Below are 14452 nucleotides of genomic sequence, written 5' to 3' on the forward strand. Positions count from 1 at the left end.
GATCAGAAACGGGGCATATTTGCGACCGGTGTATTGGGACGACTCCAGTTATTCGGGCCACTCAGCCCATAAGATGGAATCGTGATCACATCCAGCGTGGTGTGATAACTCAGCGCCTGTTCAAAGGCGAAAGTTTTCGCGGAGCGCGTCGGCTCAAGACTCCCGGTATACCAGCCAAAGATAATCTTATGGGCCAGCTCGTTGAGCGGGCCTTGCGGTATCGCCGCAAAGAAATCTTCAACCCGTGTCGCCTGATGCTGATGAGCAATCGCCAGAATCTGCCGGATGGAATCAGCCAGAGTAGAATTCTCTTCGATCAGCAGGGCCAGCATCCGCTGACCCACGCCGTCATCCAGCTGGTGATTGACCAACAGGCGTGACAACTGCATAAAGGAGGTGAGTTGTTCTGATTGTGAGGGTAAAGCAAATGCAGGGAGTGCGGATGTTGTAATGCCGCTGGCGAGGATTATTGCACCTGCCATCAATACCTTACGACGCGAAAGTGATACTTCCGCGCCTGGAAAGGGATGTTTATTTTTCATTTCCTGGCCCTGATAGCCGACAATGCCCGGGCGAGACGCCCGAATTTTTTCCGCATGACGGAAAAATTAATTATTTTTTATGGTGGTTATTCTATCCCGAAAACTCCCCTCAAAAAATAGGGGTAACCGTTTGCTAACCTCTGTTTAGCAACTTTTGCACAATTACGCTTTAAATTGATCCTGCGCAATATTCGCCATCAGGCGTCCTGTCACTCTTATGACAAACAACAATTTCTCAATAAATTGATGAAACAGGGGACAGGAACATGACAGGTAAATTCGCTCTAGGTCTGATGATGCTGGTATGGATTGGTTACGTCGGCTGGATGGTAAATTACTATGCGGGTACTTTTACGCTGTTTACTCACTGACAGCGCAATAGTCGGTATGCCATCAGAGTGGGAGCCGAAAACGGCTCCCGCTGGATGTCTTGTTTCGCTGCCCGAGCGGATGTTAACGCAGCAGCGTGGCTTGCTTTGGATTAAACTGCCAGCCATCGATCAGATACTGCATCGGCAGCGTATCATCACGATCTTTAACCGGCAGGCTGTTATATAAACGGTTGGCCGCTTCCACTTTTTCCCAGTCAAGTTCAATACCGAAACCGGGTTTATCAGGCAGGCTGATTTTACCGTTACGGATTTGCAGCGGTTCTTTGGTTAAGTATTGCCCGTCCTGCCAAATCCAGTGGGTATCGAACGAAGTGATCTCGCCCGGTGCAGACGCGCCAAGGTGTGCCAGCATCGCCAGTGAAATATCGAAGTGGTTATTGGAGTGGCAGCCCATTGTCAGTCGCCATTCATGGCACAGCTGTCCGACAGTGGCCGCGCTGCGCATCGTCCAGAAATGCGGATCGGCTAACGGAATATCAATGGCGTTCAGCTGTAGCGCATGATTAAGCTGTCGCCAGTCATTGGCAATCATATTGGTCGCGACCGGTAATCCCGTGGCGCGTTTAAACTCGGCGAGAGTTTCACGCCCGGAATAGCCCTGCTCTGCGCCGCAGGGATCTTCGACATACGACAGTACATCGCCCATACCGCGACACAGCGTAATCGCCTGTTCAAGCGACCAGCTGGCGTTTGGATCGACGGTAACCCGCGCCTCAGGAAAGCGTTTTTTCAGCGCTACCGCGGTTTCGATTTCGGTTTCGCCGCGCTGTACGCCGCCTTTCAGCTTAAAGTCCTTAAAGCCATAAAGATCCTGCGCCGCTTCGGCCAGCCGCACCACATCATCGATGCCCATCGCCTGCTGGTGGCGCAGGTGATACCAGGGGTGTTGATCCTGTCGGCCGGGCTGATAGGGCATATCCGCCCGCTGGCGATCGGCGATATAAAACAGATAGCCCAGCACCGGAATCTCATCGCGCTGTTTGCCAGCACCCAGTAGCTCTGCCACCGGCTCATTAAGAAACTGGCCCATTAAATCCAGCAGCGCGGCTTCAACCGCTGCCACCGCATTGTAATGCCGCTCCAGATCCCAGGCGCGCGCCTGCGGAAACCGCAGCATATCCGGATGCTCACCGTTAAGATCGCGCTGGTGCATTTCGGCGACCAGCGCATTCAGCCGGGTAATTTTCTGTCCGATCAGGAAAGGCGCGGCATTTTGCAGAATTTTTTGTACCACCTGAGTGGCGGGAATTTCACCGACGCCGCTATGGCCGGCGCTGTCGGTGATCACCAGCAATACGCGTGAGAAAAAGCAGCTGTGCGCACCAGCGATGTTTAACAGCATGCTGTCGTAACCGGTGACCGGAATAACTTTGACGTCGGTGATGACGGGCGAATCAGACATTTGGTGACTTCTCCATCGCAACAGGTTTAGGGCGCGTTTTAACAAACAACAGCGTAATGGCGGCAAAGACCGAGAAGGCGCTCAGCCCCATCAGTCCACCCATGGTGCTGCCGGTTTTCAGTTCGAGATAACCAAATACCGTCGGGGCAAAAAAGCCGCCTAAATTTCCCAGCGAATTGATCAGGGCGATACCCGGAGCCACAATGCTGGACGGCAGGTTAGCCTGTGGAATAGGCCAGAACAGCACCGCGCTGGACTTGCTGCCGACGCAGACGATGCACAGTGCCAGCAGGCCGAAAATCGGGCTGCCCGTCGCGCAAAGAAAGGTGCCGATGGCCGTCACCACCAGCGCAATCGACAGCATCAGTTCGCGTCGATGATGAAAGCGGTCAGCCAGTCGGCCAAGAATATTGATGGCGATGATCGCACACAGCCAGGGTACCGAGGTCAGCAGCCCAACTTCAAACGGTGACAGCCCTCCGATACGCGCGATGATCTGTGGTTGCCAGAAAACCAGGGTATAGCCGGTCATACACATGGTAAAAAACAGGAAACAGAGATAGGCCATCTGCCCTTCGAACAGCAGCTTCCACTTTGAAACTTCGCGTGAGGTGCGATCGCGTGAGGTTGACTCTTCGGCCAGCGTGCTGTTCAGGGCAGTTTTTTCCTGCGGCGTCAGCCACTTTGCACTTTCCGGAGCGGAAACCAGCCAGCCAATCGCAAAAATACCCACTAATACCGAGATGGCACCTTCGATAAACAACACCCATTTCCAGCCGGCAATGCCGAGAAAATCATGCATCTCCAGCAGTCCACCGGTAATCGGCCCGGACAACAGGTAAGCGGCGGCTGAACTGCTCAGTATCAGGGCGGTGGCACGCCCGCGATACACATTAGGTACCCATTTACGGAAGTAAAACAGCAGGCCGGGAAAGAAACCGGCTTCGGCGATGCCGAGCAGAAAACGGGCGATATAGAATTGGGTTGGGGTCTGAATAAATCCGGTGGCAAACACCACCACGCCCCAGGTGATCATAATACGCGTCAGCCAGGTGCGTGCGCCCAGTTTATCCAGCAGGATATTACTGGGCACTTCAAACAGCGCGTAGCCAATAAAAAACAGCCCCGCGCCGAAACCGAATGCCGCGGTGCTGATCCCGACATCCAGTTCCAGCTGATGTTTGATAAAACCGATATTCGAACGATCGATCTGGTTAATTATCAGCATCAGCATTAACAGCGGAATAATGCGGGCAAAGAACTTGCGGTTCGCACTCCGTACCGCTGCATTGTCATGTCCTGTCATAACGGCCCCTTCAATTTCATCCAAATCAGATGATTTACCGGGATAATCATTAATGCTGGCGGCGGGAAAAGCCTGAGGCAGTTGCACAAAGACGCCGCTGGTTAATGGTCGCAATTAGCGTCCACTATCCCATTTGGTGAGTCAGAGGTCAGGTTGACAATGATGTGAATTTGCACAAAGCGGCACGAACGATTCTGTAAACTTTTGTCTGGAAGAGTGAAGTAGTTCACTAAATGTTCGACTTATCGTTTCCAGAAATCCGAATATCGCTTGTCGATTTGCTGGTTATGCTGAATTGATACTACGATAGCGGGAAGGTTTATCATCTCACCGGACTTAAGGCTACAGGGAGACGTAATGAAGAAAGTCCTCAGAACATTTTTACCGCTCTACACCACCACGTTATTAATGCTGTTAGGTTCCGGTTTACTGACAACCTACGTCTCTTTACGTCTGGCTCACGAGCAGGTGAGCGGGGCGTTGATCGGGGGAATTACGGCGGCCAACTATATTGGCCTGGTGATTGGCGGCAAGGTCGGGCATAACCTGATTGCCCGCGTCGGTCATATTCGTGCTTATGTATCCTGCGCCGGGGTGATTACCGCCTCGGTGCTCGGGCATGGCCTGACCGACTATCTGCCGCTGTGGATTTTCCTGCGAATGGTTATCGGCCTGTGCATGATGTGCCAGTACATGGTGCTGGAAAGCTGGCTGAACGATCAGGCAGAAGTGGGTCAGCGCGGGGTGATCTTTGGCCTGTATATGGTAGCGACCTATCTTGGTCTGTCCGCCGGTCAGTTTATTCTGGTGGTACAAAGCGGCTTTGGCCTGACCAGCCTGATGATCGTCGCGCTCTGTTTTGCGCTTTGCCTGGTGCCGATTGCGCTGACAACCCGTACCAATGCCCAGCCGATGTCACCCGCGCCAATGGAGCTGGGGTACTTTTTCAAAACTATTCCGCGAATTCTGGTCATGACGCTGGTTATCGGCATGGTAGTTGGTGGCTTTTACGGCATGGCGCCGGTGTATGTCAGCCAACTGGGATTCGGCACCCATCTCACCGGGATATTTATGGGCATCACCATTTTTGCCGGTTTAATTTCGCAATTCCCGCTGAGCTGGCTGTCAGATCGGGTCGATCGTAATCGCCTGCTGTTTATTACCGCGCTGCTGTTTGCGCTGGCAGCCAGCCCGCTGGCATTGCCGGTCTCTTTCCCGTTCGCGCTGACCGTCGGGCTGGCTTTTGCCGCCAGTATGATGCAGTTTTCGCTCTATCCGCTGGCGGTGGCGATAGCCAATGACCAGGTGGTTCCCGAGCGGCGCGTGTCGCTGACCGCCTGTCTGCTGATGGCATTTGGCGTCGGTGCCTGTATCGGGCCGCTGCTGACCGGTGCGCTGATGCAGCCGCTCGGCGGCAATATGCTCTATTCATTCTTCTGTCTTTGCGGCGTGGTGATCGCAGCCCTCAGCTGGCAGAAAGTCTCTTCGGTCACGCCTGCCGACGAAACGCAGTTTCCTCACGTGCTGGTGCCGGACAGTCTGGCCAGTTCGCCTCTGGCTGCCGCGCTGAACCCGACGATTGATGAAGAAGAGATTCAGTCAGCCATGGTGAATAGCGAAGAAGAGGATGAACGGGTGGACGATGCGGAAATCGAGCCGGAGAAGGAAGAGGAGCGCGTCTGAAGGTGATCGGCGCTTCAGACGCTGGGCGGCTGGAGGGTCAGAATGACACCAGCCGTTTGGTTACCTTAAACTGCAGCATGAGCAGCGTCAGCATTACCGACAGCAAAAAAGTCAGCAGGATAGTAAACAGTTTGGATGCCAGTGAGGTAATGCTGATCCACTGGATCAGCAGATTAAAAAACGAGTAGTGCAGAATATAGACGCCGGTCATCGTCTTGCTGAGGGTGGCAGAGATTCGATTCAGACTTTCCGAGATATTCAGCCCGTTAATAGCAATAATGATCAGCACCACCAGAATATAAACTTGTGAACCGGTGAGGATATAACCGTCACGTTCTACCCGGAACAGGGCAAAGAAAAAGTGTTTTTCGTAGAGCCAGGTAAAAACATAGACAAAGGGCACGGCGATCAGCGCGGCTTTCGCCACGCGTGGGCGGGTGTAAAAAGCGGCGATGGCCGGGTCAAACAGCAGTTGCCCGGTCAGGTAATACAGTAGCCATGTCCAGAGGCGAAACTCGGCGGGAATCGACAACCAGCGGTGTTCCGATGGAGACACCGCTTGCAGATCGTAACCGAGTGCGAACAGCAGCAGCAGACCGAGCAGCGACAAACACAGCACCCGCCGCTTTATCAGCCAGTCAATCAGCGGATGGAAGCAGTAGATGATCACCAGCGCCAGCGCAAACCACGGCTGAATCAGATAGCCCTTATAGAAGGGTTCAATAAAATAATAAATTGAGTACCAGAACAGAAAAATCACCACAATCCGGCGGATTTTTTTCAGCTGCCACTCTGGAGAATGCTGGCTACCGGCATCCAGGTAGCCCGCCACCACAAAAAACAGTGGCGTTGCAATGGTCGATATAAACGTCAGAAAGGCTAATGCCTGGTTGTAGTTATACGAATAGTTGTCATAAGTGTTGTAAAGGGTGAAAAAGGTCACCGCCGTCAGGCAACCTAAGGTTTTAATCAGGTTCAGTCCGCTGCTGTTCATTATTGCGTTTTTCCGGCCCGCAAATGAAAACACTGATAAATCACTGGCAGTGCCAGCAGCGTCAGCACGGTGGCGAACCCGAGACCAAACATAATCACCACCGCCATGCTCTGGAAGAACACATCGCGCAGCAGCGGTGCCAGCCCCAGTACGGTGGTGAAGGCGGTCAGCAGAATTGGGCGCAAACGAGAAGTCGCAGCATCAATTATGGCGTCGTGCTGACTTTTGCTCGCCAACTGCTGGTTAATTTCATCCACCAGTACGATACCGTTTCTGATCAGCATACCACTCAGACTGAGCAGTCCAATCAGCGCCATAAAGCCGAAGGGAATACCGGTCAGCAGGAAGCCGAATGTGACGCCAATCAGTGCCAGCGGCACGGTCAGCCAGATGGCTACCGCATTTTTCAGTGAGCTGAACATCAGTACGGTAATAATAAACATTAACAGGAAACCGATCGGCAGGGTGCTGAACAGCCCGGCCTGTGCTTCACGGGAGTTCTCCTCATCGCCGCCCCAGTCAATGCTGTAACCTGGCGGCAGCGGTAACGCTTCGATATGCGGGCGGATACGCGCCAGCACGTCACCGGAAGTTTCGTCGCTTAACGGATCGGGATCGGTCTGCACCGTCAGAATACGCATCCTGTCGCGCCGCATGATTAACGGATCTTCCCATTCGGTAGTGAATTCACTGACCACATTACTCAGCGGAATAAATTGATTCTGCGTCTGGCTCCACACCTGAATATTAGCGATATGGCTGGCATCCAGGCGCTCGGCATCAGGAGTGCGCAACAGCATTGGCATCAGGCGTGAGCCTTCACGATAAATACCCACCGGCGACCCGCTGAAATTCATGCGTAAGGCATTGTCGACTTCGCGTTTATCAACGCCCAGTTCACGTCCCAGGTAGGGTGAGAACTGCGGACGGATGATTTTACTGCGCTCCTGCCAGTCATTGCGTACGGTAAATACCCGGCCTTCACGCTGAATAATCTCGCCAACCTGGCTGGCGATACGGCGCAGTTCATCCGGCTCGCTGCCGCGAATACGAACTTCAATGGCGCTGTCGCCGGAAGGGCCGAACATAATGCGTTTAATCCGCTCGTTGACCTCCGGATAGTTGGCCTGGATATCCTGTTCGATTTCGCGTGACAGGCTGGCAATACGCTGCTCGTTATCAGTCCGCACCATAATCTGCGCATAGTTGGTGTACTGTCGTTGTCCGTTATAGGTCAGGGTAAAGCGCATCCCGCCCTGGCCAACGGTTGTGACGGTCGCGGCCACCCCTTGCTGTTTATTGATCCGCTGTTCAATTTCACTGGCGATTTTGCTGGTGTAGTGGATATCGGTGCCGTAGGGCATCCAGAGATCGACAAAGAAAATCGGCGTGTTTGACGACGGGAAGAAGTTCTGCCGCACCTGACCAAAACCGTACAGCGACAGCGCCAGTAGCGCCACCAGCGTGGTCAGGGTCAGCGTTTTGTGGCGTAACAGCGCGCTCAGCAGGCGGCGATAGCCGCGGAACAGTTTGCCGTCATAAGGTGAGCCAGACTGCGGCGCACTCTGTGGCGTCTGCTCTGCTTTGCGGAATGCCCATTTGATAAATACCGGGGTCAGCGTCAGAGCCGTCAGCCAGCTGAGCATCAGTGAAATCAGCAGCACCTGGAACAGTGATTTGCAGTATTCGCCGGTGGAGTCCTGCGACAGACCAATGGGCGCAAAGGCAAGGATGGCGATCACCGTGGCACCGAGCAATGGCAGCGCGGAACGTTTAATCACGTGGGTAATCGACTTCAGTAGCTTATTGCCGCGTTGCCGATCGACCAGCACCCCTTCGACCACCACAATGGCGTTATCTACCAGCATACTTAACGCAATAATTAACGCGCCTAACGACACCCGCTGTAGCTCGATTCCCGCCAGATACATAATCAGCAGCGTACCGAGCACGTTAATTGCCAGCGAGGCGGCGATAATTACACCGCTTTTTAACCCCATGAATATCAGCAGTGTGCCGATAACAATCGCCAGTGCCATCAGGAAGTTAAGAATAAAGCCGTCGACCGACTGCTTCACTTCCTGTGCCTGATCGTAGAATACTTTAAGTTCAATACCGGCTGGTTTTCCGCTCTCCATCCGGCTCAGTTGCTGATTAAGCGCTTCGCCGACATTGATCACATTGACGCCAGGCACATAGGAGATGCCGACCGCCAGTGCCGGGCGGCCGTTAGCGTGATAAATATTATCCGGGCTGTCGCTGATGCCGGAGCTGAGGGTGGCAATATCACGCAGATAGACGCTGCCGGTGCTGCCAGGCGTGCTAATCAGCAGATTACCGAGGTCGTCAAGGTTCTGGAATTCGCCGGTAGGATGCAGGCGAATCGATTCGCTGCCAACGGTAATGCTGCCCGCGTCGGAAACGATATTCTGGCGGCTTAAAATATCTGCCAGCCGCGCCGGAGTAATGCCAAACGCTGCCATTTTGGCATGCGAAATATCAACATGGATCTGCTGAGGGATTACTCCGCCAATCGCCACTTTGCCGACGCCAGGCACGAGGATTAGCTCACGGCGAAGCTGTTCGGCGTAATCGCGCAGTTCCTGATTGTTGTAATTGTCGCCATACAGCACAAAGAAATAGCCGTAGACGTCACCGAAGTCGTCATTAACAAAGGGTTGAGAGACGCCCGGCGGGAACTGCCGGGCGGCATCGCCGACCCGGCGGCGCAGCTCATCCCAGATTTGCGGCAGTTCTGATGCCTGGTAACGGGCGTCAATATTAACGGTAATCTGCGATAAGCCGACGCTGGAAATAGAGGTGATATTATCCAGATACGGCAGCCGTTGCAGCGCGTTCTCCAGCGGTAGCGTTACTTCCTCTTCTACCTGCTGTGCCGACGCGCCTGGATATTGAGTGACCACGACCGCCGTTTTAATGGTAAAGGCAGGGTCTTCCAGCCGGCTGATATTCAACAGGGCAATAATGCCGCCGACGCCGAGTAATAAAATGGCCAACCAGATGCGGATATTGTTCTGAATAAAGCGCTCAATTATTCCCATTACAGACCTCGTTCCCGCGTCCAGATACGCACGGGTTGCTGAGCGCTTAACTCAGCGACGCCTGCCACGACAATCTGTTCACCATCCTGTAAGCCTTCAGTGATTTCAATACCCTGCGAGGTCATCTGGCCCACGCTTACTTTGCGATCTTCCAGGTAAAGACCCTGTTCATTTTTCGCGATTACCCAGACGTGCGCCTGATTCAGCTGGCTGCTGTCCGGATTAAATACCGCCGCCGATGGCACGATAATGGTGGTGTCACGCGAAGCATTCGGTAAGTTACCTAGGCTGACGGTGACCGTACCGCTTAAGCCGCCAACCGTAGGCAGATCGTCCGGACGTGGCATCACCAGGGTGACCTGATAGGTTAAGCTGCCGGCATCGGTATTGGTGGTGTGTTCTTTATAACGTGCGGTAAATTCGCGACCCGGCAGGGAGTTAATGCGTACCCGCGGCTGATAATCGACGTTACTGGCGTCCAGCGCGGTAAACAGGCGTTCGGGGATAGTGAACACCACATCGAGCATCTCGGTACGGCTGATAGTGGCAATGGTCTGCCCGGCAGCCACCACCTGGTGATTACGCACATTAACCCGTGCAATAACGCCATCAAACGGTGCGGTCAGCGTCAGATAATTCAGCTCCTCTTTGGCACTGTCTAAGGCTGCACGGGCCGAGTCGCGATTTGCGCGTTGAACATCCATCTCTGAGCGCGAAACGGCACCGTTACCGGAAAGTGACTGAAAGCGCTGGAACTGGCGCTGGGCAAGATTAAACGCGCTCTGCCGATCGTTAACCCGCAGCGTGGCATCGACATTATTCAGCCGGGCAAGTACCTGACCGGCTTTAATCGACATTCCTTCACGGATCGGCAGCGCTTCCAGCTGACCGGCACGTTTAAAGGCGATGTCGGTATTGTCACCGGCTAAAATTCTGGCCGGAAATACTCTGTCATTCAGTAGGTTATCGGATTTTACTACGATGCTTTTTACCGGGCGCGGGGAGTGGTCACTTTCAGGCTCCTTACGATCGCATGCCGTCAACGCTAGCGACAGGGCAATAATAAAAAGTATTCTTTTCAAGAGGTATCCCCTTACTATTTCTAAGGCCTTAATTCACGCCAGAGAAAGTAATCAATAATGGCAGCAGCACGCCAGAGGTATCTGCTTTACCGGCAGTTATGCTGCTGAAAGTAGTACGGCATCTAAAATTCAGTGAGTTAAATAGTCATGCCCGGGTTTATGCCGTTTTTTCTCCACGATGCTGCCTGTCCGCTGTTGCGGCGGAGTATCATTAGCCTTGCATGCTGGAAACAATCAGATAAGTCATTAATCCTGTAATGGTGCAGCTGGCGACAGCCAGCAAAACATAGCTGCCAATTCTGAATGCGCTATAGGTTTTCATAGGCTTTCCATAATTAAGGTAATGAGGAAAACTACAGATTCCCTAGTTATAGCTGAACCGGTATTTTTCGAAAGAAAACTTATAAATAGATTTTAGAATAATATCGATTATGCTTAATTAGATATCATCTTAACAGCAGGCTATTTAACTTTTTTGACCTGGAACATACCTGATGGAGTTTTCTATTCCTCATCTTTTTTAAGGCTTTTTTGTCGTGATTTTCTGAACCACAGCGTCTGACTGGCTGACGTTATGGCAATTTGTTTATCCCATGCAGTGGAGCTGCTGGCTCATACCTGGCATGGGAGTATTGTGGGAAAACAGGAGTCAATAAGTTATGAGTGAGTTCAAACCGGTCAGCGGGGAGTCTTCTCCGTCGACACAACAGTGGTATCAGCGCAGTGTTGAAGAGAGTCTTGCCGCACTTAACAGCTCCCCCTCGGGATTAAAAGAAGCCGATGCGCAGACCCTGTTACTGGAACATGGTCCTAATGCCCTGCCGCAAAAGAAACCTAAATCCCTGTTTGTTAAGTTTATTTCTCATTTTAAAGATGTATTGATCTATGTGTTATTAGCCGCCGCCATTGTCACTGCGATCATGGGGCACTGGGTCGATACGCTGGTGATTCTGGGCGTTGCGGTGATCAATGCGCTGATCGGCTTTATTCAGGAAAATAATGCCGAGAAGTCATTAAAAAGTATCCAGAATATGCTCTCCAGCGAAGCGCTGGTGGTGCGCGGTGGTCAGCATATTACCATCAGTACCGAACATATTGTGCCCGGCGATATTGTAATGCTGCGGCCTGGCGATCGTATTCCGGCAGATCTGCGCTTGATCGACATCCACAATCTGCGGGTGGAAGAGGCGATCCTGACCGGCGAATCGACGGTGGTATCGAAAAAGCTCGCGGCGCTTGAGGGCGAGAAATCGATCGGCGATCGTAAAAACCTGGCATTTTCCGGCACCACCGTCAGCTCCGGTACCGCATCCGGAGTGGTTATTGCCACCGGCGGCGATACCGAGCTGGGGCATATCAACGAAATGCTCTCGTCGATTAACGAGAATAAAACTCCGCTGCTGGTTCAGATGGACAAGCTCGGCAAAGCCATTTTTGCCATCATTTTGCTGATGATGGTGGCGCTGCTGATTTTCGGCTGGATGCTGCGTGATATTCCGTTTGCTGAACTCTTACTTTCGGTGATCAGCCTGGCGGTGGCAGCGGTGCCTGAAGGTCTGCCCGCGATTATCTCGATTATTCTCTCGCTCGGCGTGCAGGCGATGGCGCGCAACCAGGCGATTATTCGTAAGCTGCCGACGGTAGAAACGCTGGGCGCAATGTCAGTGATCTGTTCGGATAAAACCGGCACGCTGACGATGAACGAAATGACGGTTAAAGCGGTGATCCTCGCGGACAAGGTGTGGCGAGTGGAGGGCAGCAGCTACGAGCCGCGCGGCGATTTTTACCCGGCCGGTGCCAGCGAAGCGGCCACGCCAAACACGTCTCCGGTGTTTACCCAGTTTCTGCGCACCGTGGATATCTGTAATGAAAGCCAGCTGCGTCAGGACGATCACGGGCATTGGGTGATTACCGGTGGACCAACCGAAGGAGCACTGAAAGTGCTGGCGGCGAAAGCCCAGCTTGATGACGCATCCTGCACCATCGGCAGTAAAATTCCGTTTGATTCGCTGTATAAATATATGGCGGTTGCCTGTCAGATTGATGGCGAAGCGCAAGTATTGCTGACCGGCGCGCCGGATGTGTTACTGCGCTTGTGCCAGTCGCAGCAGCAGGAAGATGGCGTGGTGCCGTTGGATCTGGCTTACTGGGAAAATGCTATCTCAACCTATGCCAGTGAAGGATTACGCATGGTGGCTGCCGCGCGTAAGCCTGTAGAGCAAAATCTGACATCGCTGGATCATCCGGACCTCCAGCAAGGTCTGGTGCTGCTGGGGATTGCCGGCATGATGGATCCACCGCGTCCTGAAGCGATTGCGGCGATTGAGCAGTGCCAGCAGGCGGGGATCCGGGTGAAAATGATCACCGGCGATCATCAGGAAACCGCAATGGCCATCGGCCAGATGCTGGGAATCGGCAACAGCGCCTCGTCAATTACCGGCTATCAGCTGGAGCATATGGACGATCGGGAGCTGCAAACGGTGGCGCAGGAGTATGATATTTTTGCCCGCACCAGTCCGGAACATAAGCTGCGGTTGGTCAAAGCGTTACAGGAGACCGGCGCGATTGTCGGTATGACCGGTGACGGCGTCAATGATGCGCCAGCGTTGAAACAGGCTAACGTCGGTATCGCGATGGGGATTAAGGGAACCGAAGTGACGAAAGAGTCCGCGGATATGATTCTCGCCGACGATAACTTCGCCACTATTGCCAGCGCGGTGAAAGAGGGGCGTCGGGTTTACGATAACCTGAAAAAAACCATCCTGTTTATTATGCCGACCAACCTCGCGCAGGGGTTGTTAATTATTATTGCCATTCTGATGGGGAATCTGCTGCCGCTGACGCCAGTACAGATTTTGTGGATGAACATGGCGACCTCGGCCACGCTGTCATTTGGTCTGGCGTTTGAACCGGCTGAAAGAAATGCCATGCGGCGACCACCGCGCAATGTGAAAAGCCATGTAATGGATGGTTATGCCATCTGGCGCGTGGTGTTTGTAGGCCTGTTGATCTCCATTAGCGCCTTTATCCTTGAGGCGTGGTTAGAGCCACGTGGCTACAGCACGGAGTTTATTCGTACCGTGCTGTTACAAATGCTGGTGACGGCGCAATGGGTATATATGATCAACTGCCGTGATTCAGAACACTTCTCGTTAAATGCTGGCCTGTTGAAAAACAAAGGTATTTGGCTGGTGACGCTGGTGCTTATCGCGCTGCAGGCGCTGATTATCTATGTGCCGCTGATGAACACGCTGTTTGGTACGCGTCCATTACCGTTCAGCTACTGGATTATCTCGCTGATGATTGGTGCCATGCTGTTTGTGGTCGTGGAGATTGAGAAAAAGCTGACGCGTAACTGGCGTAAGTAGTTCGCAATGATGATTTCCTCGCCAGTGGGCGTGCGGTTTGCGCGCCGCTGGCGAGGAGATACCGTTTTATCCCCTCAGACTAAAATCTCTTTGTCATCATCAGCTTCACGGCGGCAGCAAAAAAGCCACTTGCTTGATCATCATAATTAATAATACTGTTATTATATACAGTGTTAATTGAGATCAGCCGTTATGCAATTTTTAAACCCCGTAGATGTCCGCGCAATCATGCAGTTACCTCTGTTTATCGATCGGGTTCCCTGTGGCTTTCCCTCTCCGGCAGCAGATTATGTTGAGCAGCGCATCGATCTAAACGACCTGCTGGTGCAGCATCCGGCCGCCACCTATTTTATTAAAGTCAGTGGCGACTCGATGATTGAGGGCGGCATCAGCGACGGCGATATGCTGGTGGTAGACAGTTCGATGCGTGCTGAACATGGCAGCATTGTGGTCGCCGCGCTGGAAGGAGAGTTCACGGTTAAACAGTTGCAGTTGCGCCCCAGAGTTCAGCTGATGCCGATGAACGCCAGCTACTCGCCGATCGTTATTGGCAGTGAAGAGGCGCTGGAGATCTTCGGCGTGGTGACCTTTGTGATTAAAGCAACCAGCTAGCATCTTCGG

The 14452-nt window shown here is 53.0% G+C and carries 9 protein-coding genes; 3 read left to right on the forward strand and 6 right to left on the reverse strand.

Features of this window, described 5'->3' with window-relative positions; all coding sequences use genetic code 11:
- Nucleotides 1–2: 2 nt before the first annotated feature.
- From RIN69_RS05095 to RIN69_RS05105, 3 genes are all read right to left on the reverse strand, one after another.
- Complete coding sequence (locus tag RIN69_RS05095; RefSeq protein WP_313855997.1) at nucleotides 3–542, reverse strand: sugar dehydrogenase complex small subunit; 540 nt, start codon at nucleotides 540–542, stop codon at nucleotides 3–5.
- A 453-nt stretch (nucleotides 543–995) separates the two neighbouring features.
- On the reverse strand, nucleotides 996–2336 hold the full coding sequence (locus RIN69_RS05100) for an enolase C-terminal domain-like protein (protein WP_313855998.1): 1341 nt from the start codon (nucleotides 2334–2336) through the stop codon (nucleotides 996–998).
- Nucleotides 2329–3642: an MFS transporter gene (locus RIN69_RS05105; RefSeq protein ID WP_313855999.1), complete on the reverse strand. Its 1314-nt coding sequence runs from the start codon at nucleotides 3640–3642 to the stop codon at nucleotides 2329–2331. The genes RIN69_RS05100 and RIN69_RS05105 overlap by 8 nt, the downstream gene beginning before the upstream one ends.
- A gap of 357 nt (nucleotides 3643–3999) precedes the next feature.
- Here RIN69_RS05105 and RIN69_RS05110 point away from each other — a divergent pair, with 357 nt between their 5' ends.
- Nucleotides 4000–5325 carry an MFS transporter gene (locus RIN69_RS05110; RefSeq protein WP_313856000.1) on the forward strand — a complete coding sequence of 442 codons (1326 nt, stop codon included), beginning with the start codon at nucleotides 4000–4002 and terminating at the stop codon, nucleotides 5323–5325.
- 37 nt (nucleotides 5326–5362) lie between these two features.
- Here RIN69_RS05110 and RIN69_RS05115 read toward each other — a convergent pair whose 3' ends face one another.
- From RIN69_RS05115 to RIN69_RS05125, 3 genes are read right to left on the reverse strand one after another with little or no spacing between them, the layout of a single operon-like run.
- Complete coding sequence (locus RIN69_RS05115; RefSeq protein ID WP_313856003.1) at nucleotides 5363–6319, reverse strand: acyltransferase family protein; 957 nt, start codon at nucleotides 6317–6319, stop codon at nucleotides 5363–5365.
- Nucleotides 6319–9381, reverse strand: a complete 3063-nt coding sequence (locus RIN69_RS05120; RefSeq protein WP_313856004.1) for an efflux RND transporter permease subunit — start codon at nucleotides 9379–9381, stop codon at nucleotides 6319–6321. The genes RIN69_RS05115 and RIN69_RS05120 overlap by 1 nt, the downstream gene beginning before the upstream one ends.
- Nucleotides 9381–10463, reverse strand: a complete 1083-nt coding sequence (locus RIN69_RS05125; protein ID WP_313856006.1) for an efflux RND transporter periplasmic adaptor subunit — start codon at nucleotides 10461–10463, stop codon at nucleotides 9381–9383. The genes RIN69_RS05120 and RIN69_RS05125 overlap by 1 nt, the downstream gene beginning before the upstream one ends.
- Nucleotides 10464–11122: 659 nt before the next feature.
- On the opposite strand from RIN69_RS05125, the gene RIN69_RS05130 reads away from it, so the two are divergent.
- Nucleotides 11123–13831 (forward strand): cation-transporting P-type ATPase, encoded by a 2709-nt coding sequence (locus RIN69_RS05130; protein WP_313856007.1) that lies wholly within the window; start codon nucleotides 11123–11125, stop codon nucleotides 13829–13831.
- A gap of 192 nt (nucleotides 13832–14023) precedes the next feature.
- The gene (locus RIN69_RS05135; protein WP_313856008.1) at nucleotides 14024–14443 is read left to right on the forward strand and encodes a translesion error-prone DNA polymerase V autoproteolytic subunit; all 420 of its coding nucleotides are present in this window, start codon (nucleotides 14024–14026) and stop codon (nucleotides 14441–14443) included.
- The last annotated feature ends 9 nt before the right edge of the window (nucleotides 14444–14452 follow it).

Source organism: Winslowiella toletana (assembly GCF_032164335.1).
GTDB classification, from domain to species: Bacteria; Pseudomonadota; Gammaproteobacteria; order Enterobacterales; family Enterobacteriaceae; genus Erwinia; species Erwinia toletana_A.

Bases quoted from the DNA above. Each gene is read 5' to 3' on its own strand.
- RIN69_RS05095 (WP_313855997.1), bottom strand. From the start codon at position 542: ATGAAAAATAAACATCCCTTTCCAGGCGCGGAAGTATCACTTTCGCGT.
- RIN69_RS05100 (WP_313855998.1), bottom strand. From the start codon at position 2,336: ATGTCTGATTCGCCCGTCATCACCGACGTCAAAGTTATTCCGGTCACC.
- RIN69_RS05105 (WP_313855999.1), bottom strand. From the start codon at position 3,642: ATGACAGGACATGACAATGCAGCGGTACGGAGTGCGAACCGCAAGTTC.
- RIN69_RS05110 (WP_313856000.1), top strand. From the start codon at position 4,000: ATGAAGAAAGTCCTCAGAACATTTTTACCGCTCTACACCACCACGTTA.
- RIN69_RS05115 (WP_313856003.1), bottom strand. From the start codon at position 6,319: ATGAACAGCAGCGGACTGAACCTGATTAAAACCTTAGGTTGCCTGACG.
- RIN69_RS05120 (WP_313856004.1), bottom strand. From the start codon at position 9,381: ATGGGAATAATTGAGCGCTTTATTCAGAACAATATCCGCATCTGGTTG.
- RIN69_RS05130 (WP_313856007.1), top strand. From the start codon at position 11,123: ATGAGTGAGTTCAAACCGGTCAGCGGGGAGTCTTCTCCGTCGACACAA.
- RIN69_RS05135 (WP_313856008.1), top strand. From the start codon at position 14,024: ATGCAATTTTTAAACCCCGTAGATGTCCGCGCAATCATGCAGTTACCT.